Annotated in this window: 20 protein-coding genes and 1 tRNA gene; 15 read left to right on the top strand and 6 right to left on the bottom strand. The window is 64.1% G+C overall.

Features of this window, described 5'->3' with window-relative positions:
* Positions 1-3: 3 nt before the first annotated feature.
* Together llg_RS02725 and llg_RS02720 are read right to left on the bottom strand one after the other, a co-directional pair.
* On the bottom strand, positions 4-1092 hold the full coding sequence (locus llg_RS02725; protein WP_338288014.1) for a ribonucleotide-diphosphate reductase subunit beta: 1089 nt from the start codon (positions 1090-1092) through the stop codon (positions 4-6).
* Positions 1093-1937: 845 nt separating this feature from the next.
* A complete protein-coding gene (locus llg_RS02720) occupies positions 1938-2996 on the bottom strand; it encodes a M42 family metallopeptidase (protein WP_338288013.1) in 1059 nt (352 codons plus the stop codon).
* Between the two features lie 169 nt (positions 2997-3165).
* On the opposite strand from llg_RS02720, the gene llg_RS02715 reads away from it, so the two are divergent.
* From llg_RS02715 to llg_RS02700, 4 genes are all read left to right on the top strand, one after another.
* Positions 3166-3669, top strand: coding sequence for a hypothetical protein (locus llg_RS02715; protein ID WP_338288012.1), 504 nt, complete (start codon positions 3166-3168; stop codon positions 3667-3669).
* A gap of 14 nt (positions 3670-3683) precedes the next feature.
* Positions 3684-3866 (top strand): 50S ribosomal protein L32, encoded by a 183-nt coding sequence (rpmF, locus tag llg_RS02710; RefSeq protein ID WP_338288011.1) that lies wholly within the window; start codon positions 3684-3686, stop codon positions 3864-3866.
* A gap of 101 nt (positions 3867-3967) precedes the next feature.
* Positions 3968-4999, top strand: a complete 1032-nt coding sequence (plsX, locus tag llg_RS02705) for a phosphate acyltransferase PlsX (RefSeq protein ID WP_338288010.1) — start codon at positions 3968-3970, stop codon at positions 4997-4999.
* Between the two features lie 69 nt (positions 5000-5068).
* Positions 5069-5473 carry a hypothetical protein gene (locus tag llg_RS02700; RefSeq protein ID WP_338288009.1) on the top strand — a complete coding sequence of 135 codons (405 nt, stop codon included), beginning with the start codon at positions 5069-5071 and terminating at the stop codon, positions 5471-5473.
* Here llg_RS02700 and llg_RS02695 read toward each other — a convergent pair.
* Positions 5463-6389: a family 43 glycosylhydrolase gene (locus llg_RS02695; RefSeq protein WP_338288008.1), complete on the bottom strand. Its 927-nt coding sequence runs from the start codon at positions 6387-6389 to the stop codon at positions 5463-5465. The two genes, llg_RS02700 and llg_RS02695, sit on opposite strands and share 11 nt — an antisense overlap.
* 152 nt (positions 6390-6541) lie before the next feature.
* On the opposite strand from llg_RS02695, the gene llg_RS02690 reads away from it, so the two are divergent.
* From llg_RS02690 to llg_RS02640, 11 genes are all read left to right on the top strand, one after another.
* Positions 6542-7531, top strand: coding sequence for a beta-ketoacyl-ACP synthase III (locus llg_RS02690; RefSeq protein ID WP_338288007.1), 990 nt, complete (start codon positions 6542-6544; stop codon positions 7529-7531).
* 217 nt (positions 7532-7748) lie between these two features.
* Positions 7749-9632, top strand: coding sequence for a POT family MFS transporter (locus tag llg_RS02685; protein ID WP_338288006.1), 1884 nt, complete (start codon positions 7749-7751; stop codon positions 9630-9632).
* Between the two features lie 21 nt (positions 9633-9653).
* On the top strand, positions 9654-10466 hold the full coding sequence (locus tag llg_RS02680) for a TatD family hydrolase (protein ID WP_338288005.1): 813 nt from the start codon (positions 9654-9656) through the stop codon (positions 10464-10466).
* Positions 10467-10565: 99 nt separating this feature from the next.
* The gene (locus tag llg_RS02675; RefSeq protein ID WP_338288004.1) at positions 10566-11048 is read left to right on the top strand and encodes a LysM peptidoglycan-binding domain-containing protein; all 483 of its coding nucleotides are present in this window, start codon (positions 10566-10568) and stop codon (positions 11046-11048) included.
* A 29-nt stretch (positions 11049-11077) separates the two neighbouring features.
* Positions 11078-12070, top strand: a complete 993-nt coding sequence (locus llg_RS02670; protein WP_338288003.1) for a TlpA disulfide reductase family protein — start codon at positions 11078-11080, stop codon at positions 12068-12070.
* Positions 12071-12318: 248 nt separating this feature from the next.
* Positions 12319-13134 carry a BlaI/MecI/CopY family transcriptional regulator gene (locus tag llg_RS02665; RefSeq protein WP_338288001.1) on the top strand — a complete coding sequence of 272 codons (816 nt, stop codon included), beginning with the start codon at positions 12319-12321 and terminating at the stop codon, positions 13132-13134.
* 465 nt (positions 13135-13599) lie between these two features.
* Positions 13600-13674, top strand: a tRNA-Val gene (locus tag llg_RS02660).
* A 220-nt stretch (positions 13675-13894) separates the two neighbouring features.
* Entirely contained in the window at positions 13895-14734 is an 840-nt protein-coding gene (locus tag llg_RS02655; protein WP_338288000.1) for a transglutaminase-like domain-containing protein, read from the top strand.
* 203 nt (positions 14735-14937) lie between these two features.
* Positions 14938-16617, top strand: coding sequence for a DEAD/DEAH box helicase (locus tag llg_RS02650; RefSeq protein ID WP_338287999.1), 1680 nt, complete (start codon positions 14938-14940; stop codon positions 16615-16617).
* A gap of 134 nt (positions 16618-16751) precedes the next feature.
* Positions 16752-17600 (top strand): NAD(P)-dependent oxidoreductase, encoded by an 849-nt coding sequence (locus llg_RS02645; RefSeq protein WP_345789215.1) that lies wholly within the window; start codon positions 16752-16754, stop codon positions 17598-17600.
* Positions 17601-17604: 4 nt separating this feature from the next.
* Positions 17605-18330 carry an alpha/beta fold hydrolase gene (locus llg_RS02640; protein ID WP_338287997.1) on the top strand — a complete coding sequence of 242 codons (726 nt, stop codon included), beginning with the start codon at positions 17605-17607 and terminating at the stop codon, positions 18328-18330.
* 151 nt (positions 18331-18481) lie between these two features.
* On the opposite strand, the gene llg_RS02635 is transcribed toward llg_RS02640, so the two are convergent.
* The 3 genes from llg_RS02635 to llg_RS02625 form a co-directional block, all read right to left on the bottom strand.
* Entirely contained in the window at positions 18482-20101 is a 1620-nt protein-coding gene (locus tag llg_RS02635; protein WP_338287996.1) for a PepSY-associated TM helix domain-containing protein, read from the bottom strand.
* A gap of 129 nt (positions 20102-20230) precedes the next feature.
* Positions 20231-20911, bottom strand: coding sequence for a Fe2+-dependent dioxygenase (locus llg_RS02630; RefSeq protein WP_338287995.1), 681 nt, complete (start codon positions 20909-20911; stop codon positions 20231-20233).
* A 103-nt stretch (positions 20912-21014) separates the two neighbouring features.
* Positions 21015-23252 carry a TonB-dependent siderophore receptor gene (locus tag llg_RS02625; protein ID WP_338287994.1) on the bottom strand — a complete coding sequence of 746 codons (2238 nt, stop codon included), beginning with the start codon at positions 23250-23252 and terminating at the stop codon, positions 21015-21017.
* Positions 23253-23288 lie beyond the last annotated feature (36 nt).

Here is a 23288-nt window from a genome sequence, read left to right as displayed (position 1 = left end):
GCGTCAGAGCTCATCATCGTGAACGGTGGCAAGAGCCGACGCCTTCTGATACTCAGTCACCTTACCCTCGAAGAAGTTCGTCTCCTTCTTAATGTCCATCATCTCAGCCAGCCACGGGAACGGGTTGGTGACGGATTCATTCAGCGGGGTGAGGCCGCAGGTCGCGAGGCGGCGGTCGGCGATGTAGTCGATGTAGGTTTCGAAATCGGCGGCGTTCAGGCCGAGACCGGCGACGGGGAGGCAGTCGCGGATGAACTGCTTTTCGAGGCGGATGCCCTCGGCCATGGTGGCGCGGAGGTCCTCGCGGAACTCGTCGGTCCAGATGTCCGGGTTTTCGTCGACGAGGTCCATGAGCAGGTTGCGGAAGACCTCGATGTGGTTCGATTCGTCGCGCAGGGTGTAGGAGAACATCTGGCCGATGCCCGGGAACTTGTTCTGGCGGTAGAGGCTCAGGATCATGCCGAAGAGGCCGTAGAACTGGGTGCCCTCCATCACCTGGCCGAAGAGGAAGATGTTCTTGGCCAGCGCTTGCTTGTTGGCGGTCACGGTGAGGTCGACATCGCGGCGCAGGGCGCGGCTGTTCGAGACGACGAAGTGGTTCTTCTCCTTGATGGTCGGGATGTCCTCGAACATCGCCTCGCACTCGTGCGGGTTCAGGCCCAGCGAGGAGAGCATGTAAACCAGCGAGTCGGCGTGGATGTTTTCCTCATGGGCGTGGCGGCCGAGGACCAGCTTCAGCTCCGGCGCGGTCACCACCTCGCGGACCACGTGCAGCACGTTGTCGCCCACGATGCCCTCGGCGGCGGAAAAGTAACCGATGCCCATCTTGATGATCCACCGCTCCACGTCGGTGATCTCGTCGGAGCGCCACTGCTCCACGTCCTTCTGCATCGTGATGTCTTCCGGCTCCCAGTGGTTGGCCTTCATCGTCTTGTACAGATCGTACGCCCACTGGTACTTCAGCGGCAGGATGTTGAAGAACATCGTCTCGCGGCCATTGATCACACGCTTGGAAGCGAAGGCTTGCTCGGCCTTCTCGCGGTCGAGGGTGAAGGTGCGGTTGCCGAGGGTGACGGTCGTGGTGGCGGACATGGCTGCGAAACGGTCTGGGACTGGTCTTGAGAAGGTTGCCGAGGGGCGGCGGGCGGCTGCTCCCGGGAGGCGAGCAGCGTCGGCGAGATTGCCATAAGCGGTTGGTCACGGTCAACGCAGGTTTTCCTCATATGGTATCCACAAATTATTCACAACACTACATCTAGTGGGTGTGCCCCATGAAGCCGCCGCATGAAAAACCTTGGCAACGCGCTAGCCCTTGAAAAATGAAGGCCCTGCGAACCCCTCCCTCAACCCCCGCCTACCACCTCTTGGGGTATGAAAAAATTCGTCATCCCCTCGACACCGATCCCGCTTCGCGAAATTCAAAAAATATAGTCAGGAAATCTGAAATATTCGTGTCGGAATCGCCCCAAAGCGCCCCAATCCGCACCATTAAGGCATCCGAAATTTTAAAATCCGCCCAATGCTGTGCACCTGAGCAGTGTAAGGCAATCACGGATGGAAGATGAAGCCCGGCCGAAGTTTTCGAGCGACTAGGCTGAATCGCTATGCAGAAAGCCCCAACGGGGCGTCATGTGACAGCCCGGGGCAGCGCCCCGGGTGGTGGAGTCGGTAGGAGTCGAGCCCCGAAGGGGCGGAATGCCGGGGCAAGAAGCCGGATACCCTCCTCATCCCGCCCTTTCAGGGCTCGTCACGAAGCCCGCGCTTACCCAGGGCGTTGCCCTGGGCTATCTCATCACGCCCCGTTGGGGCGCTGCTTGTCCGAGAACTTTCCACGAATCCGCTCGATCGTGGTTCCCCTCCACAAAAAAGCCGCCCCATTCCCGGAGCGGCTTTTCGAAATGAGGTAGAGGCTGGGCGCTTGGAAAGCGCCGCCACGGTCAGAACGACCAATCGTGACCTTCCAGTTCGCACACGCAGGCCGTCAGCAGCTCGATGCAGGCCGCCAGGTCCTTCTTGTTCGTGGTTTCGATCGTCTGGTGGATGTGGCGGGTCGGGATCGACACCGCGCCGGCGATCGAGCCGCCCGGCACCATCCGCTGGAGCTGCGCCGTGTCCGTGCCGCCGGCGGCGAGGATCTCCGGCTGCCACTTGATCGAGTTCCGCTCCGCCACGGCTTTCATGTAGGCCACCATGCGGTAGTCGCAGATCACCGAGGAATCCATGATCTTGATCGCCGCGCCCTCACCGAGGGCGGTGCAGCGTTCCTGCGGCGTCGAGCCCGGGACGTCGTAGGCGATGGTGGTGTCCAGGCCGAAGGAGAAGTCCGGCTTGATCTCCAGCGCGGCCGGGCCGGCGCCGCGGAGGCCGATTTCCTCCTGCACGGTGAAGACGGCGTAGAAATCGTAGGACGGCTTCTTCTTGGCCTTCTTGAGCGCCCGCAGCGTCTCGATGAGCAGGAAGACGGAGGCGCGGTTGTCGAGGGACTTCACGTTCACACAATCGCCCAGCTCCATCAGCGGGCTGTAGCGGGTGACGAAATTCCCGACCTCCACGAACTTCTCCAGCTCCTTCTTCGGCATGCCGGTGTCGATGAAGTAGTCCTTGATCTGGGGGACCTTGTTCCGCTCTTCCGGGGACATAATGTGGGTGGGCTTCGAGCCCATCACGCCGAGGATGTCCTTCTTGCCGTGGATGAGGACGCGCTGGGAGGTGAGGGTTTTCGGGTCGAATCCGCCCACGGGATTGAAGCGGACGAAGCCCTTGTCGTCGACATGGGTGACGATGAAGCCGATCTCGTCCATATGGGCGGCGGCCATCACGCGCTTCTCGGAGGACTTGCCCTTCTTGAGGGCCACGACGTTGCCCATGTTGTCGGTGCGGATCTCGTCGGCCAGGCCATCGAGTTCCTTGAGGACGAGGGCGCGGATCTCCTTTTCAAAACCGGGGGCACCGGGGGCTTCGCAAATACGGCTGAGCAGTGCGATGTCGATAGGCATAAAACGAATAGAGCGAATGGTTCTGGCGCGAGATTGGCGAGCGGGGGCCCGGGCACAAGCGTCAAGATGGGAAAGAAACTGGATGGTTTTGGCGCGCAGATGACCTCTCCGGGGCCCGGGCGGCAGCGGGTTCCGCTTGGCGGATGGGCGGCATGGATTACTATCCGGCATGCAGAAACGCTTGCTGATCGATCTGAGCACCTTGCCGGAGGACGGGAAAAACGTCTCCGGAGAGCTGCCAGCGGACATTTTCGACCTCCCGGAAGGGGACGCGAAGGCCACCGGGCCCTTGGAATACGAGCTTTTCGTGCAGCGTTTCGGCTCCGAGCTGCTGCTGACCGGCAGCCTGTCCGCGCCCTTCGAATTCATCTGCGTCCGGACGCTCCACCCCTTCACCCAGACCATCCGGCTGGAAAGCGCGGCGGTGTCCCAGGAAATCACCACCGAGGGGGAGCTCGACGTCACCGAAGCCTTGCGGGAAGAGGTTTTGATCCACTTTCCGATCGACCCGCGGTGCGAGGATGGGGACGAGCCGCAGCAGTGCGAAATCGATTCCCGCTATTTAGCAGTGGACAAACCGGAGGGAGACGATGTAGAGACCGCCCCCCGCGCAGGGACCGACGACCGTTGGACCGCCCTCGACGCGCTCAAGGACCTAAAGGACCAACACTAACCGACTCTACTACCATGGCAGTCCCAAAACGCCGCCAATCCAAGAGCCGCTCGAAAATGCGCCGTGGCGCAACCCGCTGGCGCGCCCCGATCCTCAAGAGCTGCCCGGAATGCGGTACCCGCATCCCCTCGCACATCGCCTGCCCGTCCTGCGGTTACTACCGCAGCCGCCAGGTGCTGACGGTCGAGGCCCTCTGAGGCGCTCTTCTGATGCTTCTTTTCTCCAATCACCGCGCCGGGCTTCCCGGACGCGGTGATTTGGCGTACACCGTTTGCTCAGTTTTCCCGAATATCTCCGCATGAAAGTCGCTTTGGACGCCATGGGCGGTGACCACGCCCCCACCGTGAACATCGTGGGCGCGATCGACGCCCTCCGCCTGTATCCGAATCTCCAGCACCTTTACTTGGTCGGTGACCAGCCGGTGCTCGAGGGGGAATGCGCGAAACATGGCCTCAGCCTCGCCGATCCGCGGGTGAGCATCGTCCACGCGCCCGAGGTGATCGGCATGGCCGAGCCGGGCGCGAAGACCGTGCGGAAGAAGCGCCAATCGTCCATCAGCATCGCGATGGACATGGTGAAGGAAGGCAAGGCCGATGCCTTCGTCTCCGCCGGCAACACCGGGGCCGCGGTGGCCGCCGCGATCCTGAAACTGCGCACGCTGAAGGGCGTGGACCGCGCCGGGATCGCCTCCGCGCTGCCGAACGAGCACGGCCAGTGCAACATCCTCGACGCGGGCGCGAACCCGGAAGCCACTCCGGACCATCTCGTGACCTACGCGGTGATGGGCACCGCCTACGCCCGCCACGTGCTGGGCAAGAAGAACCCGACCGTCGGCCTGATGTCGAACGGTGAAGAGGATGAGAAGGGCACGGCCTTCACCAAGGAGACTTTCAAGCGCCTCAAGGAAACCCCGGGCATCAATTTCATCGGCAATGTCGAGGGCCACGACCTGTTCGAGACCGAACTGGACATCGTCCTGTGCGACGGTTTCCTCGGCAACGTGGTGTTGAAGACCGCCGAGGCCACTGCCAAGGCGGTGTCGAAGTGGCTCAAGACCGAGATCAAGGCCAGCCCGGTGCGGATGCTCGGCGCGGTGATTTCCCAAGGCGCGTTCAAGGCGCTCAAGCAGAAGGCCAGCGCCGAAAGCTACGGCGGCAGCCCGCTGCTCGGCGTGAACGGCGTGGTCATCATCGCCCACGGCGGCTCGACCGCCACCGCGGTGCGGAATGCGATCCGTGTGGGGATGGAGACGGTCGACCATCAGGTCAATCCGCACATCGAGGAGGCGCTTGCTGCCCTGGCGGCATCGAAGTCTCCGGCGGAGGCCTGAGGCTGCGGCTGACTTGGAAGCGTTCCGCGGGAGCTTGTTCCTGCGGGAGGTTTCGTGTGGAGTGGCTGCATGCAGCGGATGCGCATGCTGAATCTGACCGCTGTGGCGGTAGCGTGGCTCGCGGGTGCGGGGGCCATGGTGGCGTCGTTTTTCTTCCTCTACCTCTATTCGAACAAAGCCGACAGCCATCCGGCTTCAGCCGGGTTTCTCGCTTTGGGGCTGGGGGCAATTCACCTGGCGCTGGCGCTAGTGGGGGCGGGAATCTCGGGCGCGTTGTGGAAAGGAACGCCGGTCGCGTTGGCCCGGTGGTCGGTAGTGCCTTATTTACCCCTGTTGGGCATTGCGGTGTCCGCGAACCCGCTGATCGGAGTGTTGCCGGGGTTGATTCTGGGAGGCCTGGTCTTTTGGGCCTACTTGCTCGCGACCCGCTTGTTCGCCGCCCGGCATCGGCAGGGTGTTCATTTCACCGACTGACTCCTTCGTCGGTTTGCATGACGGGTTTCAAGAACCCGTCCGCGCCGTAGGTGATACGGTCGATGGCGATTTGCCGTGAGCCGGTGTAGGGGCCGGGGCCCTTGGCCTCCCAGCGGTGGTAGACGATCAGCCAGCCGAGCTTGGGGTCTTCCACGATGGCGTGGTGGCCGGGGCCCTTGTGGCGGTCGTCGCTTTTCAGCAGCACGCCGCGGTAGGTCCACGGGCCGGTCGCGGAGGTGGAGGTCGCGTAGTGGACGGAGTAGGTGTCGTCCCGGTAGTTTCCGTGGCTGTAGGTCAGGTGGTAGAGGCTGCCGTGGTGGTGGATGAAGGCTCCTTCCGTGAACTGGGGCGGGGTTTCGACCGGGATCTCGCGGAGAATGGAGGTCATCTCCGGTTTCAGTTCGAAGACCCGCAGTTTCGAGCCCGCGCTGCCTCCGGCGTAGAGCAGGGGGCGCTTGTCGGCGGGGTTGATGAACACCATCGGGTCGATCGCTTCGAAGCCATTTCCACCGGAAAGCAGGGGCTTTCCGGAATCCTTGAAGGGTCCGGCGGGGGAGTCGCCGGTGGCCACCCCGATCCGCGAGGGGTGGGTGGGATCCTGCGGGCCGGCTGAGAAGTAGAAGTAGTATTTGCCGCCTTTCGCGACCAAGCAGGGGGCCCAGGCGCCGTGTTTGGCGCGGCCGTCCGCTGCCACCCACGGGATGTCCTTGAAGTCGAGGATCGGGCCGCGCTCCTGCCAGTGGACGAGGTCTTTCGAGGAAAAGGCCAGGAAGGTGCCGCCGCCCTTGCTGCGGGTCGGGTGGAGCCAGAGGGTGCCGTCGATGATCGTGGCGTGGGGATCGGCGCCGGGCATTACCGGATTGGCCGCCATGGCATGAACCGTGAGCAGGAGTAGGGCGGCGAGGGTGGGTTTCATGGCGGATTTCAACCTCCCCCACAACGATCCGCCTGCAACCGTCCTTTCCGGAATGGCAGGGCGGATAGGAGAGAGGGTTTTTTCGGTGGTGAAACGTTCGCCCACCCCGGGCTGGACAACCCGGCCCCCGCCTCCCACTTTCCCCGCCAGACATGAGCGACACCGCCGTCACGATCGCAGGCACCGGCAGCTATGTGCCGGAAAAGGTTCTCTCCAACGCCGATCTGGCCCAGATGGTGGAGACCTCCGACGAGTGGATTTTCACCCGCACCGGTATCAAGGAGCGCCGCATCGCCGCGGAAGGGGAGTTCACCTCCCACCTCGCCACCAAGGCCGCCGAGCGTGCGCTGGAACAGGCGGGCCTCGCGGCTTCGGAGATCGAACTGATCATCGTCGCCACCATCACCCCGGACACCCTGACTCCCGCCACCGCCTGCTACGTGCAGCGGAACCTCGGCGCGGCGAAGGCGGTGGCGTTTGACATTTCCGCGGCCTGCTCGGGCTTCCTCTATGCCATGAAGATGGCGAAGCGCCTGATCGAGGCGGATGCCTTCAAGAACGCGCTCATCATCGGCGCGGAGAAGCTGTCCGCCTTCGTGAACTGGGAGGACCGCTCGACCTGCGTGCTCTTCGGTGACGGAGCCGGTGCCGCCGTGCTGCGTGCCGCGCAGCCGGGCGAGGGCCGCATTCTTGCCACCGAGATGGGCACCGATGGCAACCAGACCCATCTTCTCAACATCCCCGGCGGTGGTTCCGCCTGCCCGATCACCATCGACAACGCCAACGACCACCTCGCCACGCTGGCGATGCTCGGCAAGGAGGTCTTCAAGCACGCGGTCACCCGCATGAAGGAAGCCGCCGAGAAGGTGATCGAGCGTTCCGGCCTCCAGCCGGAGGACATCGCCTGCGTGATTCCGCACCAGGCGAACCTGCGCATCATCGACGCCATCGCCGATCGCCTCGCGGTGCCGAACGAGCGCGTGTTCGTGAATCTCGACAAGTACGGCAACACCTCGGCCGCCGCCGTGGCGATCGCGCTGGACGAGGCGAACCGCACCGGCGCTTTCAAGCGCGGGGACAACATCGTGCTCGTCGTGTTCGGGGCTGGCCTGACCTGGGCGGCGGCCGCGGTGCAGTGGTGAATAGCGCAAGCATTCCTGCCTGCGGGTGGGACGCTCCGCTTCCCGACAACACGCAAATCGGATCGTCCGGGTGGTTTGTGACCTCACCCGGTCACGGGCCGCGCACGCCCACAAGCAGGAATGCTTGTGCTACCTATCCCGGCAGGCTCTCAAGCATCCTTCCGGCGAAGAAGTTCCCGCCTTGACCCGGGGCCGTGGCTAGCAAGTCTCCTGCTCCATGTCCTACCGCACGACGGCGATCGACACCGACAAGATGCCGCCCGGCATCCCGTATATCATCGGCAACGAGGCCGCGGAGCGGTTTTCCTTCTATGGCATGCGCACGATCCTGGTCGTGTTCATGGCGCAGTATCTGCACCTGATGGACCGGATTCCCGGCCATGCGATGAGCAATCCGGAGGCGGTGGAGAAGTACCACCTGTTCGCGAGCTATGTGTATTTCACCCCGCTGCTCGGCGCGCTGCTGGCGGATATCTTCTTCGGGAAGTATCCGACCATCCTGTGGCTTTCGATTGTCTACTGCCTCGGCCACGCGGCTCTGGCGTGCATGGGGTCGTTCGGCTACTCCGGCTGGTGGTTGTTTTCCGGGCTGGCGCTGATCTGCCTGGGGGCGGGCGGGATCAAGTCGTGCGTGTCCGCCCACGTCGGCGACCAGTTCGGGAAACGGAACCACCACCTGATCACGCGGATCTACAACTGGTTCTACTTCTCGATCAACTTCGGCTCGTTCTTCTCGACGTTCCTGACGCCGATCCTGCTGAAGCACTACGGCCCGCACTGGGCCTTCGGCGTGCCCGGGGTGCTGATGGCGATCGCCACCTTCATGTTCTGGATGGGCCGGCACAAGTTCGTCCACATTCCGCCGAGCGGGACGGGCTTCTTCAGGGAATCGTTCTCGCGGGAAGGCCTCGTCGCGCTGGGCAAGCTGGTGCCGTTGTTCGCGCTGATCGCGGTGTTCTGGTCGCTGTATGATCAGACCGGTTCCTCCTGGGTGTTGCAGGCGGAGAGCCTGGACCTGAAGCCGTTTTCCTTTCTCGATTGGAAGATCGAGGCCTCGGGGGTGCAGGCGATCAATCCGATCCTGATCCTGATCTACATCCCGCTGTTCACCTTCGTCGTCTATCCGGCGATCAACCGGGTGTTTCCGCTCACGCCACTGCGGAAGATCGGGTTCGGCTTGTTCCTCATGGCGGCGGCTTTCGGCGTGGTGATGCTGACCCAGACGTGGGTCGATGCCGGCCAACGGCCGTCCGTGTGGTGGCAGCTTCTGGCCTACGTCGTCATCACCGCCTCGGAAGTGATGGTGGCGATCGTGGGGTTGGAGTTCGCCTACACGCAGGCTCCGAAGGCGATGAAGTCCTGGGTGATGGCGTTGTTCTGGCTTTCGGTGTGGGGCGGCAACCAGTTCACCGCGCAGGTGAACCATTTCATCGCCATCCCCTCGGCCTCGCAGAAACAGTTCGACGAGGCCACCGCCCGCCTGGAACCGGATTGGCAGACCTCGCCGCGGACGATCGTGCTGCCCGGCTACGATGGCGTGGTCGGAAACGACGACGACTTCATCGCCCGCTGCAAGCAGGGCGCGCTGGAGGCGCTCGAGGTGCCCGGGCGTTCGATCTACCTCACGGCCGCCGACAAGATCGAGGCGAAGGCTTCGGAGAAGTTCCCGACCAAGGAGGAAGGCGAGGCGCTGCTCTCCGGCATGACCGACCCGTGGGGCAACGCCTTGGATTACGATGTGATCGATTCCGCCCACGCCCGCATCTCCAGCGCCGGTCCGGACCGGAAGAAGAACACGGAATGGGACCTGGGCGTGATGGTTGAGAAAGGTGAAGCGAGCACGGACGGTCCCTGGCTGGCCAACCGCAAGCGTGTGCTGGGCGTCAGCGAGGCGCCGGTGGTGGCGGGCTTCAAGCGCACCGAGTTCTGCGGCGGCCAGAGCAAGTTGGAGGGAGCGGCTTACTTCCGCTTCTTCACCTGGCTGGTGCTGGGCGGCGCGGTGGTGTTCATTCCCTTCGCGATGCTCTATCGCCCGAAGAGCTACCTGCACGATGATGTGGAGTCCGAGGACCATCCCGATCCCTCCGTCGTCACCCACTGACCTTCCTTACCGCTTCTCCGAGTGATCACCGATTCCCACGCTCATCTCGCCAGTCACCGCTTCAAGGACGGTGAGGTTCCCGATCTGGTCCAGCGCGCCGCCGAGGCGGGTGTCAGCCGCATCGTGACCCTCGCGACCTGCCTGGAAGACCTCGAGCCGAACTTGGAAATAGCCGGGCGTTTTTCCGGTGTCCATGCGTGCATCGGCATCCATCCCTGCGACGTGCACTCGGCGCCGGATGGCGCGGTCGAGCGGATCGCCGCGCATGTGAACGACCCGAGGGTGTGCGCGCTGGGGGAGACCGGGCTCGATTATTTCCATCCCGCGCCGGAAGGGTGGGAGGAGGAGGCTTTCCGCGAGCGGCAGCGCGTGTTCCTGCGCGCGCACTTCGAGCTGGCGGCGAAGAGCGGCCTGAATGTCGTGATCCACACCCGCGACAAGACCGGCGACGCCTCGTTCCAGGACGCTCTCGCTATTTATAAAGAGTATGCTGGGAAAACGCGGGCGGTGTTCCACTGCTTCATCGGGCCGTGGGAGAATGCCAGCCAGGTGCTGGAGCTCGACGGGCTGGTGTCGTTCGGTGGCGTCGCGACCTTCAAGAACGCGGCCGAGGTGCGCGAGACGGTGGTGGCCTGTCCGGACGGCACCTTCATGCTGGAAACCGATTCACCCTACCTCGCGCCGGAGCCGCACCGCGGCCAGCGCAATGAACCGGCATACGTCCGCCAGGTGGCGGAACGTCTCGCCGCGCTGCTCGGGAAATCGCTGGCGGATTTCGCGGCGGAAACTTCCGCTACCGCGGCCGGGTTTTTCCGTTTCCGCGGTGGAGCTTGAACAACCGGGCGGTGCCGCGGCGTTTCTTGTAGCAACGGGTCCGGCGCATGACCGCGTTCGGACCTTTCCAATCCGAAACCCTCTTGCTACTCCACTCTCATGACTCCTCTCCGCTTGCTCGCCGTTTCCGCCCTTGCCGTCGCCCTCAGCTCCTGCGGCAACCACGGTGGTGATTCCGCCTACGAGACTTCCAATCCCTACGGCGCGCCGCAGGGGGGTGGCCAGGCCGCCGCCGCGGGCGCGCCGGCCCAGGCCTCGAACCCGACGTATGACACGCCGGCCGCCTATGAGGAAACCACCGGCACGGCCGCCGCTCCGGCACCGGATTCCTCGGTGGTCGATCCCGGCATGACCGCGCCGCGTTCCACCGCGTCCCCCTCGCATGCTTCCGCGCCGAAGCCATCCGCCTCGAAACCGGCGGCTGCCGCTGTGGGAGGCACCACCCACGTGGTGGTGAAGGGCGACACGCTCGGTGGCATCGCGAAGAAGTACGGCGTCAGCCAGAAGGCCATCATGACCGCGAATGGAATGACCAAGGACGTCGTGGTGCTCGGCAAGACGCTCCAGATTCCCGCCCACTGATTTCAACCTCCCAACCTCTTCTCCCCCACATGCGTCCGCTCGCCCTGCTTGCTTTGCTCCCGGTCATCGCCTTCGCCGCGGAGGAGCCCGCGGGCGGGAAAGGGAAGGGGGAGGAGGAGCTTTCGCCGCGCGAGGCCGCCGTGGAGCACATGCTCACCGAGCGTGAGTCCCCCGCGGCGCTGGAGAAGGCGATCGCCGAGGCGAAGAAGCAGGGCGCGTCCGATCAATCGCAGTTCGAGGCGCGCTTCCTCTACCTGGTGGACCGTGGCGATGACGATGGCATTGCCGCGTTGCTGCCGGAGATGCTGAAGCGGAAGGATGCCTTCAAGCTGGAGGACTCCGAGATCTTCGCGGTGAAGGAAGACTGGCTCGCGGTGGTCGAATACGTCTCGGCGGTCGACGCGCGGAAGAAGGGCGATCGCGAGGGCTTCAAGAAGCACATCCTCGAGGCCTTCTGGTTGAGTCCGCGCCAGGGCGCCGCCTACGCGCCGCACATCGAGAAGATGCGGATGGAGGAGGCGATGAAGGAAGTGCAGTATGGCTTCGACCAGGAGTTCGAGCCGCTGAAGGGAAAGCAGAAGGTGAAGCTCAAGGAGCTCACTGCTGGAAAGAAGGCGGTGTTGCTGCACTTCTGGTCGCCATGGAGCCGCGAGTGCGAGGACTCGATGCCGGACTTCGCGGCGGCGGCGAAGGAGTTCGAGTCGCATGGCATCGCGGTGGTGTCGGTGGTTTCCGAAGACGCGCCGAAGGTGTTGGATGAAGCGCGCGCGATGGTCGCGAAGCTCGGTGAACATCCTCCCGGCGCATGGGTGAACGATGATGCGAAGCAGCCGCTCAACCGTTTGTTCCGCGTGCAAGGCATCCCCGTGATGGTGTTGCTCTCGCCCGAAGGGAAGGTGCTCTTCAACGGTTCACCGGGTGATGAAACGCTCTGGAAGGCACTCGCGGGCATCTCGCCGGACATCAAACGGCCCGCTTTGACGGAAGACGCCCCGGTGGAGAAGAAGCCGAAGGCGAAGTGAGCGGTCGCATGCCGCGTGATGGATGCTTCAATGCATCGATCGCGTGGAAAGCCCGTGGTTGCTGGATTCCAGCGCGTTGATGTGTTGTGGAAAGGTGTTTCGTTTTGCTACTAGATGTCTAGTGGTTCATCGGCATGTCGGTGGTGTTGAGTGCCTAATGTTAAATTTTTCCGTATTTTTCACCGGAATGAACTTGACGTATTCCTGAACTACTAGTTTCATGGTGCCAACCAACAAGGCAACACGTCATGTCTCGGCCAACCCATCCTTCCAACCTTGAACTCCAGGCACTGTCGGTGCTGTGGCATGAAGGACCCTCGACGGTGGCGGTGATCCTCGACGCGTTGCCGGATGGAAAGGACCGCGCATACACGACGGTGCTTTCCGTGATGCAGAGCCTGGAACGGAAGAAGTTGGTCAAGCGGGTGCGTGTCGGTCGCGCTCATGTTTACGAAGCTGCATACTCGCAGGAAACGATCGTCCGCAGGGCGACGCATGAGTTCCTTACCAATGCTTTTGGAGGACGTCTCGAAGAGGCGATCCTCGCGCTCCTCTCCGCCGGGACTTTGACACCGGAAGAGAAAACCAACATCGAACGCGAACTCAAACGACACAAAGCCATGGCTGCAAAAAAAACAGCGAAGAAGGCCGCGGCAAAGCCCGCGAAAAAAGCCGCGAAGAAAGCCCCCGCCAAAAAGGCTCCTGCCAAGAAGGCTGCGGTGAAGAAGGCGGCACCGGCCAAGAAGGCGCCTGCTAAGAAGGCACCGGCCAAGAAAGCGCCAGCGAAGAAAGCGCCGGCGAAGAAGGCTGCCAAGAAGGCAGCGAAGAAAGTCGCCAAGAGCGCCAAGAAGGCCGCGAAAAAGGTGGCTAAGAAGACCGTAGCGAAGAAGGCGGCCAAGAAGGTTGCCAAGAAAGCTGCAGTGAAGAAGGTCGCGAAGAAAGCCGCCAAGAAGGCCCCCGCCAAGAAAGCGCCGGCCAAGAAGGCAGCCAAGAGCGCGAAGAAGGTCGCCAAGAAGGCTCCGGCCAAGAAAGCCGCTGCCAAAAAGGCTGCCAAGAAGGCCTAACCCTTCAACCCGCAAACAGAATCGTCACGCCGAAAGCGATCGGACTGTTCGCGTCCACGTAGATGTTTTTGAAAGGCGGGGAGTCTCCGGACTCCCCGCCCTTATTTTTGGGAGCAGCAGGTAGCCGCGCTCGGAAGAGCGTGGGTGGGGTGGATTCTCCCGCACCCTTGTATGGGTGGTCCGCCTCCGCGCCGCGCTTCTTGGAGCCCCGTGGGAGGGCGACGCTTTTCCAGGCTGGGGCGCAGGGACCTTCGGGAGCTTCCCTCGGCTGTTCGCGCTGCGCCCATTGGACCCGATGAAGGGACTGGGACTGCCAGGGAAGAGGTGAATTCACCCGGCCCACGCTCTCACGAGCGCGGCTACCTCTGGCTCGTTTCGGGCCTTTGAAACAAACTTCGTCACGAAATCAAAAAAGGGATTGCATCGCCGGAATCCGGCTCCTAGCCTGCGGCCCCGCAACGGAACGCGCGGTTAGCTCAGTGGTAGAGCACTACCTTGACACGGTAGGGGTCACAGGTTCGAACCCTGTATCGCGCACCATCTTTTCTTCCTGATTCAGGTCGCCCACAAGGCGGCCTTTTTTGTTGGCGGCAGTGGATGATCTTCAAAGGTTGAGCGTCCCCAGCACCGCTTCCTTCCTTGTCAACCTACGGGAAAGGACGCATGGCGGGCGCGGGCGATTTCTGCGATGGTGCGTGCGGACGGGAATCGTTCCCCGACGATACCTGACCCTTGATTCACCCCCCATCCCCCTAAACCCATGAATGCTTCGGCCATTGCCACCCCGGAGCTGTCCGTGTTGTTGCGGCTGCTCGATGATGAAACCCCGGAGATCCGTGAGCGCGTTTCGGCGTGCCTGGCGCGGACGACCGGCGATGTCAGCGATTCGCTGGCGGAGTTGAACTGGGAAGGTTCCCCCGCGGATACCGAACTGCTTTCGAAACTGCTGCTGCCCGCGCGCCGGGAAACCCTGCGCACGGAGTGGGCGATGCCGTCCGGCGGTCTCGGCGACGACTGGGACCAGCTCGAGTACCTGCTTCGCTTGCTTTCCGATTTCCTCCACGACGGCGTGACGATGCGCCAGTCGCTGTCCGACGCGCTCGACCTGCTCGCCGAAGAGGCGGAGGAGAACGGCGGCGCGGATTCGGAGGAGGCGCTGCGCCAGTATCTGTTCGAGTCCGGGCGCTTCCGCGGCAACAAGGAGTCATACTACGACCCGCGTAACTCGGACCTGGCGTTCGTGATCGAAGCCGGCACGTCGAATCCGATCGGGCTGTGCCTGGTGTTTCTCTTCACCGCGCGGCGTCTGGACCTGGACGTCACCGGCGTCGGCTTCCCCGGCCACTTCCTCTGCCGCATTCAGGACGAGGGTCAGCCGGTGATCGTCGATTGCTTCGATTCCGGGAAACGCCACCACCTTGCCTCGCTGCTGGCCGCCCATCCGGAACTCGGCCGCGAACAGCGCGAGGCGCTGAAATTCGCCGCCGAGCCGAACATGATCCTGAACCGCGTGCTGCTGAATCTGGCTTCGTCCTTCGCCGGGCTGAAGCAGGAGGAGGACGCGGCGTTGATCGCGGAATTGCGCGAGACGCTGGATTGAGCGGCGTTTCCGGCGCGGGCTCTTCTTTCGTGCGGCTCCGGGAGCCCGACCCGGGCCGCGGGTTTGGCGCAGGTTTTTTTCGTTCTTGCCACCGGGAAAAAGCGGGTCAGTCTCCGCCCCCCGCCGGAGCGAATGGTTTTTCCGGCTTTATTTGGTCGCCTGGCGCTGTCATCGCTCGGGGCTGCCGAATCCCCGTCACGCGCATGGACACGCCTCCCTTCTCCGAACTCGGGCTTCCCGAGGAATTGCTCGCCGCCATTGAATCCCTGGGTTTCGAGCGCCCGTCGCCGATCCAGGCGCTTTCCATCCCGGTGGCTCTCACCGGCTCCGACTTGCTCGGCCTTTCCCAGACCGGCTCCGGCAAGACCGCGGCCTTCGCGCTGCCGGTGCTGGCGAAGATCGACCTGAAGGTGCACGCGCCGCAGGCGCTGATGGTGTGCCCGACCCGCGAGCTCGCGGTGCAGGTCTGCGAGGAAGTCCACCGCCTCGGCGAAAAGATGCGCGGCCTGCGCGCGGTGCCGGTGTACGGTGGCGCGCCGATGGACCGCCAGCTCCGCGCGCTGCGGGACGGTGCCCACATCGTGGTGGGAACCCCGGGCCGCCTGCTCGATCACGTGCGCCGCGGTTCCTTCGATACCTCCCGGATCGCCCACGTGGTGCTGGATGAGGCGGACCGCATGCTCGACCTCGGTTTCCGTGAGGAGATGGAGGAGATGCTCGCGGCCCTGCCGAAGGAGCGCCAGACGCTGTTCTTCTCCGCGACGATGAGCCAGGGCGTGAAGCGCCTGATCGAGCACTTCGGCCGCGATCCGAAGACGGTGAAGGTGGAGCAGAAGTCGATGACCGTCTCGACCATCGACCAATCGTGCATCGAGGTGCGTGAGCGCTCGAAGGTGGAGGTGATCTCCCGCCTGCTCGACATGGAGGCCCCGAAGCTTGCGATCATTTTCTGTAACACCAAACGCGCGGTGGACGAGTGCACCGAGGCGCTGCTGGCGCGTGGCTATTCCGCCGACCGCCTCCACGGTGACATCACCCAGCAGATGCGCGAGCGCGTGCTGAAGCGTTTCCGCGACGGCATCATCGAGGTGCTCGTCGCCACCGATGTGGCCGCGCGCGGCTTGGACGTCGAGGACATCGAGGCGGTGTTCAACTACGACCTGCCGCAGGACCCGGAGGATTACGTGCACCGCATCGGCCGCACCGGTCGTGCCGGTCGCAGCGGCCGCGCGGTGAGCTTCGTGTTCGGGCGTGAGATCCACCGCCTGGAGATGATCGAGCGCTACACGCGCCACCCGATCCGCCGCGAGCGCGTGCCGTCCCAGGAGCAGGTGGAGGGCAAGCTCGCCGACCAGCTTTTCGAGGAAGTGAAGGACCGCCTCACCGAGTCGAAGTTCAATTCGTACCAGGACCAGATGGACCGCCTGCTCGAGCAGGGCTTCACGCCCACCGACGTGGCGAGCGTGCTATTCACCATGCTGCGCGAGTCCAGCGGCCGTGAGTTCGGCGAAATCGCGGAGGACCGCGAGGAGCCGCGCGAGCGCCGCCGCCCGGGCGATCGTCCGGTCCGCGAGCCGCGTGAACCCCGCGAGCGCGCGCCGCGCGGCGACGACGCGGACATGACGCCGCTGTTCTTCTCGCTCGGGAAGATGCATGGCGTGCGTCCCGGTGAAATCGTCGGCATGCTCTACGGTGAAGCGGGTCTGCCGCAGGGCTCCATCGGCCACATCAAGCTGTTCGACAAGCACAGCCGCATCGATGTCCGCACCGAGCACGCCGAGCGCCTGCTCCAGATCGTGAAGGGCATCAAGCTTCGCGGCCGTCCGTTCATCCTGGATTACGATCGCGGCCCGGGCGACCGGACACGCGGCCACGGCCACTGAGTTCCATCGGATGAGGCTTCCCCGGCAGCGATTTGGCTGGCGGAGAATGCATTCCGGACGTGGACAGCCCACGGTTCCTGCGCCATCATCGCGGCGTGAAAATTGAAACGATCGCGGTGGTGGGTGTGGGGCGCATGGGCGCGAACATGGCCCGCCGGCTGAAGGACACCGGTCACACCGTCAGTGCGGTGTATGACGTGAAGCATGAGCTGGCGCAGGCGCTGGCGACCGAGCTGGGCTGCGGTGCCCCGGGGACCTTGCGGGAAACGGCGGCTTCGGCGGACCTGGTGATCACGGTGGTGACGGATGATGCCGCGATGCGCGGGATTTTCGCCAAGGAGGGAGATTCCCTGCTGATCGATGCCACCGGCAAGGTGTTCATGAACTGCGCCACCGTCAGCCCGGCGGTGCACGAGGAGATTTCCGCGGTGTGCGAGGAGGTGGGTGCGTCCGCGCTCGAGGCATGCATGGCCTCCAGCATCACCCAGGCCCGCAATGGCACGCTGTACCTGATGGTGGGCGGTGATGCGGAAACGTTCGGCCGGGTGGAGTCGATCTTGAAGGATTTGTCGGCCTCGCTGCGCCACGTTGGCGGCGTCGGCCAGGCGGCCAAGGTGAAGGCGCTGGTGAACATGGTGATGAACATCAACACCGCGGGTCTTGCCGAGGGACTGGGGCTCGGAGCCGCTCTGGGGCTCGACCTTGCGATGCTGAAGGAGGTGTTTTCCCAGACCGGCGCGAATTCCCGGGTGCTGGAAACCGATGGTGACGACATGATCGCCCGTGAGCACGATTGTTTCTTCTCCGCCAGCCACGCCGCGAAGGACAGCGGCATCGCCAACGCGCTCGCCGCGGAAGCCGGGGTCGAGGTTCCACTTTCGCGCGCCACCGAGGCGCAGTACCGTCGCTTGATCGATCTCGGTCTTGGCGAACTCGACAAATCCGGCATCGCCGAAATCACTTTCCCCGGACGCTCCGCTTGATCCCATGAACCTTCCCGAATTCCGCAACCGCCACGGCGAACGCATCGACACCGCCTTCCACCCCGCGCCGCGCGAGGATGTCCTCGTGCTGCTCGGCCATGGCGTGACCGGCAACAAGGACCGCCCGCTGCTGGTGGCGCTGGCCGAGGGGCTGGCGAAGCGCGGCTGGCCGTGCCTGCGTTTTTCTTACACCGGTAGCGGTGAATCCGAGGGCACCTTCGCGGATGTGACCATCACGAAGGAAACCGAAGATCTCACCGACCTGATCAACGCGCTGCCGGAGGGCATCCGCGTGGCCTACTGCGGTCACAGCATGGGCGGAGCGGTGGGCGTGATCACCACCGCGGCCGATCCGCGCATCCGTGTGCTGGTGACGCTTTCCGGGATGGTTTACACCGCGAACTTCGTCGAGCGGGAGTTCGATGACATCGTGCCGGGTGAGGGGGTGATGTGGGAGGATCCCGCGTTCCCGCTGACCCAGGCCTACGTGGACGATCTCCAGACCATCGGCGACACGCTGGACGTGGCGGCTGAGGTGGAGGTGCCGTGGCTGCTGGTCCACGGCACGGAGGACGACATCATTCCGGTGCTGGACAGCGAGGACGCCTATGCTGCCGCCCAGTGCGACAAGCATCTCGTGGAAATCGAGGGCGCGGACCACGTGTTCGATGACGCGAGCTATCCGCGGGTCATTGACGAGGTGGACGCGTGGCTGAAGGAGTATCTGTAATCCTTCAAGGAGTGGCGGATTTCGGTCCGCCATTTCCTGGAGGAACCTCATGGCTCCGTGATGATCGGTTCCCTTCGGGTTCCGATGGTCGCGGAGCGGTGGGATGTCGTTTGAGGCATGGCTCCTCGAGAGGAGCCACTCTTTGGGGCGCTCAGGTGGCCGCCTCGGGCTTCTTGCGCTTGTTCTTCAGCATCCCCGCGAGGCGGCGCCAGGCGAGGGCGAACCCGGTGTAGACCAGCACCACGGTGGCGGCGCAGGTGAGGGCGGCCACGAATTGTCCGAACGCGCCACCGGCTTCCCCGGTGTGGATCCAGCGCACGAACTGGCGCATCTTGCCGCCGGTGGTGGCCTTCTCGAAGCTGTTCTCGCGGGCGGTTACCGTCATGGTTTCGCGGTCGATAGTGACCTTCACCTTGCGATCCGGACGGCCACGGCCCGCGTCGGCGAGGGTGGCGGTGATCGGCTTGGTGGTGTCGCCGGGGAGATCGAGGGTGATGGTTTCCCACGCGGGCATTTCCTGCTTGGCGATGTCGAGCGCCTGATTCAGGCCGTCGGCCACGATCGGACGATTCTCCTGCTGGCTGCGGCCACGGCGGCCACCGCCTTCCCCGCCCATGGCGGAGCCTTCGCCACCTTCCCCACGGGGGCGGCGGCGCTCGCTGCCTTCAGCTCCGGCAGAGGCATCACCCTCGCGGGGCGGTCGATTGCCATCCATGCTGACGCCATTGCCCATGGGGGTTTCTCCACCTTCGGGGCGCGGACCGCGTTCGCGTCGCTCGCCTTCCATGGTGACACCATTGCCTCCGGTGGCATCGGCTCCGTCGGGGCGAGAACGGCGGCGTTCTCCACCTTCACGGCCTTCACCACGCGGGCGGTTTTCGGTTTGGGCTGCGCCTTCGCGGAGAGCGCCACCGCCTTCGCCGCCGCCCGGAGGTCCCTGGCGTGCGGGTGGTTCCTCGCCCACGGATTTGAACATCAGGCGGTTCGCCCACGGGTAGGCCATGATGGTGCCGGTGAGGATGATGAGCAGCAGGAACGGCGCGGCCCAGAAACCGGCGAGATTGTGCCAGTTCCAATCGCGGGCGCGGCCCTTGAGACGCGGCTGCGGCAGGGTCACCGCCTTGAAGGCTTTCTTGGAGAACTTCCGCGGGATCCACAGGACGAGGCCGCTGAGCAGCAAGAAACCGAACACCAAAGATGCGGCGGCGGTGATCTGGCCGCCGATATTGCGCCAGGTGAGCGGTTGGTTCGGGCCCTCGCCTGGGCCGCCTTCCGGGCGTCCTTGGCCCGCACCCATGCCTTCACCACGGGCAGGTGCCTGGCCTCCCGGGCCTTGGCCTGCCTGTCCTTCTTGCCGTGCAGCGGGCCAGGTCAGCCAGCGGTGGATGGATACCACCACTTGGAAAAAACGGCGGGTGCCCTCCGCGCCCTTGCCGAGGGATTCACCGGTGACCGGATGGAACAACTGGCGTCCCTCGCGTCCGGCTTGGAACACGGCGGGATCTTCCGGATCGGACGAGAGCAGCAGCGTGGTCGGGCGGCCGCTGGTTCCGGAGGCTTTGTACGCCGCCACCAGTTCCTCGGGGCCCGCGGGCGTGCCGGTGGCGGGGGCTTTCGCCGTGACGATCTTGGATTCCGCCCGGCCGATGATCTGCGTCTCGAAGGACATCAGGATGCCGGTGACAGCCAGGATGAGGATGACGATTCCGGCGACCACGCCGGTGGCGAGGTGGGCCCAGAACAAGCAACGGCGGAGGGTGGGATGAACCATTGGAGGGAAAATCCTAAATTCTAAATCTCAAATTCCAAACGGAGAGGGGAGAATCTCCGCGCTGGCGCCCGGATTTTCTACTAGAACCCTAGTAATGGCGGTTGGTTGCCGGAAAAACGGGGCCGGATCTCACATTTCCGCCCATTGGCGGAGGAGGTTGTGGTAGACGCCGGTGAGGGCGACGCCGGACGGGTGTCCGGGCACGTCCGCGGCGAGGCGCTGGATGGCGACGTCCATGTCGAACATCATCGAGCGCCGCTGGTCGTCGCGGATCAGGCTCTGGAGCCAGAAGAAGGAGCACAGCCGGGTGCCGCGGGTCACCGGGGTGACATGGTGGAGGCTGGTGGAGGGGTAGAGCACCAGGTGGCCGGCGGGGAGCTTCACGCTCTTGCTGCCGTAGGTGTCCTCGATGATGAGCTCGCCGCCGTCGTATTCCTCCGGCTGCGCGAAGAACAGCGTGCAGGAGAGGTCGGTGCGGATGCGGTGCGGGGTGCCGGGGATCTGGCGGATCGCGCCGTCCACGTGGGTGCCGAACTGCTGGCCGCCGGAGTAGCGGTTGAACATCGGCGGCAGGAAATGCAGCGGCAGCGCCGCGGACATGAAGAGCGGGTTGGCGGAGAGCGCCTTGAGGATCCATTCGCCGACCTGGCGGGCCACCGGATGATTCACCGGAAGCTGCATGTTGTCCTTCACCTGGCTGGCTTGGTAGCCGGCGGTGCCCTTGCCGTCCGTCCATTCGGCGGCATCGAGGAGCGCGCGCGCCTCGGACACTTGTTCGGCGGTGAGGACATCGGGGATGCAGAGGATCATGGGGAGAGGGAGTGAGTGTTCCGAAAGCCTGGTCCCGGCACCTGAAAGGCCCCGCCCCTCGCGAGAGAGGCGGAGCCGTTCAAGCAACCAATCGAAATCGGGATTAGAACGTGAAGGTCGAGCTGAGGACGACCGAGCGGCCGGTCCCCGGCACGAAATGGCCGCCGCTGAGGCGATCGATGTACTCCTTGTCGGCCAGATTGTAGCCGTTCAGGCGAAGCGTGACGTTGTCGTTCACCTTGTAGGACAGCATCGCGTCGAAGGTGGTGAAGTCCGGGGCAAGCTGGCGGGTGGAGCGGTTGTTGTTGTTGAAGCGCTCGCCCGTGTACTGGGCACCGTAGCCGATCGTGAAGCCCTTCGGCAGGTCATGCGTCGACCAGATGTTGAAGGAGTTCTCCGGCGTGTTCATGAGCTGGTTGCCAACCTCCAGCTTGTTCTTGGACTTCGTGATCTCGCTGTCGAGGTAGGTGTAACCGCCGATGACCCGCCAGGTTTTGGTGATTTCCCCGGTCGCACCGATTTCGAAGCCGCGCACCCGCTGTTCGCCGTCCAGGACGACCACGTCGCCGTTATTGGTGGGGTCTTCGGTGCGGGCGTTGGTCTTGTCCGTCTGGAAGATGGCGGCCGTGAGGAGCAGCTTCTTGTCGAAGAGGTCCCACTTGGTACCGAGCTCGACGGTGTTGCTCTTCTCCGGATCGGTGTTGATGCTGTTGGTGGCCGTGGCGGTGTTGGCCAGCGTCAGGCCTTCCGCGGACGGGTTGAACGAGGTGCCGTAGCCCAGGTAGATGCTGCCGTTGTCGCAGGGCTTGTAGGTGAGGGCCGCGCGCCAGCTGTACATCTGGTCTTCGCGGCTGAGGGCGGTATAGGCGTGGGCCGCGGTGGTGGAGAGGTAGTCGGTGCTGAAGTCCTCGTAGCGGACACCGCCGCTCAGCATCCACTGTTCGCCGAACTTGATGGTGTCGAAGGCGTAGAGGGCGACGGTGTCGGAGGTCACGTCCGTACCGGCGCCATCACGATAGATGGCGGGGGAGTAGCCCGGGATGTAGGGGCTCGGGTAATAGAGGTTGGTGTCCTGGAGGAGACCGGCGTTGGCGTCCACCCGGTTGTAGTTCTTCGAGGTCTCGCGGGTCACCTCGAAGCCGCCGAGCAGCTCGTGCTTGAACGGTCCGGTTTCGAAGTCGTAGCGCAGCTCGGCGACGTTGGTGAGGATGGTGTCGACCTGGTCGCGGGTCTTCCAGTCGGTGCGGCGGACCGTGGCGGACGGGTAGGGCGGCGTGTTGTCGAAGCGCGGCGAAGTGGTGATCGAGTCGCGGTCGGTGATGCCGAAGCGGGTGGTGTTGCGGAACTTCAGCTTCTCGTTGAAGTCGTGTTCGAACACGGAGGTCGCCATGTGGGTGGCGATCTTCTCGTAGTCGCGGTTGAGCACGCCGTACCAGTTGTTGAAATCGACCGCAGGGATACCCGGCGTCAGGCCGGTGTTGTTGCTGGTGCGGGGCACCCACGGCAGACCGTTGTCCGGGGTGTTGTCCTGGCCGAGGTAGAAGTAGCTGAGCGTCCAGCGGGTCTCGGTGTCCAATCCGAAGGCGATCGAGGGAGCGATGCCCCAGCGTTCCTGATCGACGTGGTCACGACCCGGGGTGTCCTGGGTGTGGTACATGCCGTTGACGCGGAAGGCGGCACCCTGGATCTGGGGGATCGCCTGGTTCACGTCGAAGGTGGTGCGGCCGTAGTTGTCCGAGCCGCCGCCGAGCATGAGCTCGTAGGCGTTCTTGTCCAGATGCGGGGTCTTGCTGGCGAGGTTCACGGAGCCGCCGGTGGAGCCGCGGCCGGAATTGGAGGAAGAGGGGCCCTTGGAAACCTCGACGGATTCGAGATTGAAAGGATCGCGGCTGTAGCCGCCGAAATCGCGGACGCCGTCCACAAAGAGGTCGGTGCGGGCGTTGAAGCCGCGGATGGAAAGGTTGTCTCCGTTCGGGACGCCACCTTCACCGGCCTGCATCGTGATGCCCGGGACATTCTTGAGCACGTCGCGAAGGGAGGTGGAGCCTTGCTCCTTCATCACTTCCTTCGGCACCACCGTCACGGTCTGCGGCACGTCGCGGAGTGGGACCGTGTACTTCGTGGTCTGGAGCTTCTCCGGCTTGTAGAGGGACTGGCGGACGGCCTCGACCACCATGTCACCGAGGGACTGGGCTTCGCCTTCCTGCTTCTTGTCGTCTTTCTTCTGCTCGGGCTGGGCTGGAGCATCGGCGGCGAGGGTGGTGCCGGTGGCAAGGAAAGCACTGAGCGCCAGCACCTCCCGTGTTGAAACGGGGGGGCGGAGATTGGATTTCGGTGTCATGGAATTCGGTTTGGAAAGCGGGCTTGCTTCCCGGAG

Source organism: Luteolibacter sp. LG18, assembly GCF_036322585.1.
In the GTDB taxonomy this organism is placed as follows: Bacteria; Verrucomicrobiota; Verrucomicrobiia; order Verrucomicrobiales; family Akkermansiaceae; genus Luteolibacter.
This window is presented reverse-complemented; position numbering and strand designations above follow the sequence as displayed.

Excerpts from the sequence above, each read along its gene's own strand:
- llg_RS02715 (WP_338288012.1), top strand. The coding sequence starts at position 3,166 with ATGCAGAAACGCTTGCTGATCGATCTGAGCACCTTGCCGGAGGACGGG.
- llg_RS02650 (WP_338287999.1), top strand. The coding sequence starts at position 14,938 with ATGGACACGCCTCCCTTCTCCGAACTCGGGCTTCCCGAGGAATTGCTC.
- rpmF (WP_338288011.1), top strand. The coding sequence starts at position 3,684 with ATGGCAGTCCCAAAACGCCGCCAATCCAAGAGCCGCTCGAAAATGCGC.
- llg_RS02695 (WP_338288008.1), bottom strand. The coding sequence starts at position 6,389 with ATGAAACCCACCCTCGCCGCCCTACTCCTGCTCACGGTTCATGCCATG.
- llg_RS02725 (WP_338288014.1), bottom strand. The coding sequence starts at position 1,092 with ATGTCCGCCACCACGACCGTCACCCTCGGCAACCGCACCTTCACCCTC.
- llg_RS02630 (WP_338287995.1), bottom strand. The coding sequence starts at position 20,911 with ATGATCCTCTGCATCCCCGATGTCCTCACCGCCGAACAAGTGTCCGAG.
- llg_RS02655 (WP_338288000.1), top strand. The coding sequence starts at position 13,895 with ATGAATGCTTCGGCCATTGCCACCCCGGAGCTGTCCGTGTTGTTGCGG.
- llg_RS02675 (WP_338288004.1), top strand. The coding sequence starts at position 10,566 with ATGACTCCTCTCCGCTTGCTCGCCGTTTCCGCCCTTGCCGTCGCCCTC.
- llg_RS02665 (WP_338288001.1), top strand. The coding sequence starts at position 12,319 with ATGTCTCGGCCAACCCATCCTTCCAACCTTGAACTCCAGGCACTGTCG.
- llg_RS02670 (WP_338288003.1), top strand. The coding sequence starts at position 11,078 with ATGCGTCCGCTCGCCCTGCTTGCTTTGCTCCCGGTCATCGCCTTCGCC.
- llg_RS02720 (WP_338288013.1), bottom strand. The coding sequence starts at position 2,996 with ATGCCTATCGACATCGCACTGCTCAGCCGTATTTGCGAAGCCCCCGGT.
- plsX (WP_338288010.1), top strand. The coding sequence starts at position 3,968 with ATGAAAGTCGCTTTGGACGCCATGGGCGGTGACCACGCCCCCACCGTG.
- llg_RS02635 (WP_338287996.1), bottom strand. The coding sequence starts at position 20,101 with ATGGTTCATCCCACCCTCCGCCGTTGCTTGTTCTGGGCCCACCTCGCC.
- llg_RS02690 (WP_338288007.1), top strand. The coding sequence starts at position 6,542 with ATGAGCGACACCGCCGTCACGATCGCAGGCACCGGCAGCTATGTGCCG.
- llg_RS02645 (WP_345789215.1), top strand. The coding sequence starts at position 16,752 with ATGGGCGCGAACATGGCCCGCCGGCTGAAGGACACCGGTCACACCGTC.
- llg_RS02685 (WP_338288006.1), top strand. The coding sequence starts at position 7,749 with ATGTCCTACCGCACGACGGCGATCGACACCGACAAGATGCCGCCCGGC.
- llg_RS02700 (WP_338288009.1), top strand. The coding sequence starts at position 5,069 with ATGCAGCGGATGCGCATGCTGAATCTGACCGCTGTGGCGGTAGCGTGG.
- llg_RS02625 (WP_338287994.1), bottom strand. The coding sequence starts at position 23,252 with ATGACACCGAAATCCAATCTCCGCCCCCCCGTTTCAACACGGGAGGTG.
- llg_RS02640 (WP_338287997.1), top strand. The coding sequence starts at position 17,605 with ATGAACCTTCCCGAATTCCGCAACCGCCACGGCGAACGCATCGACACC.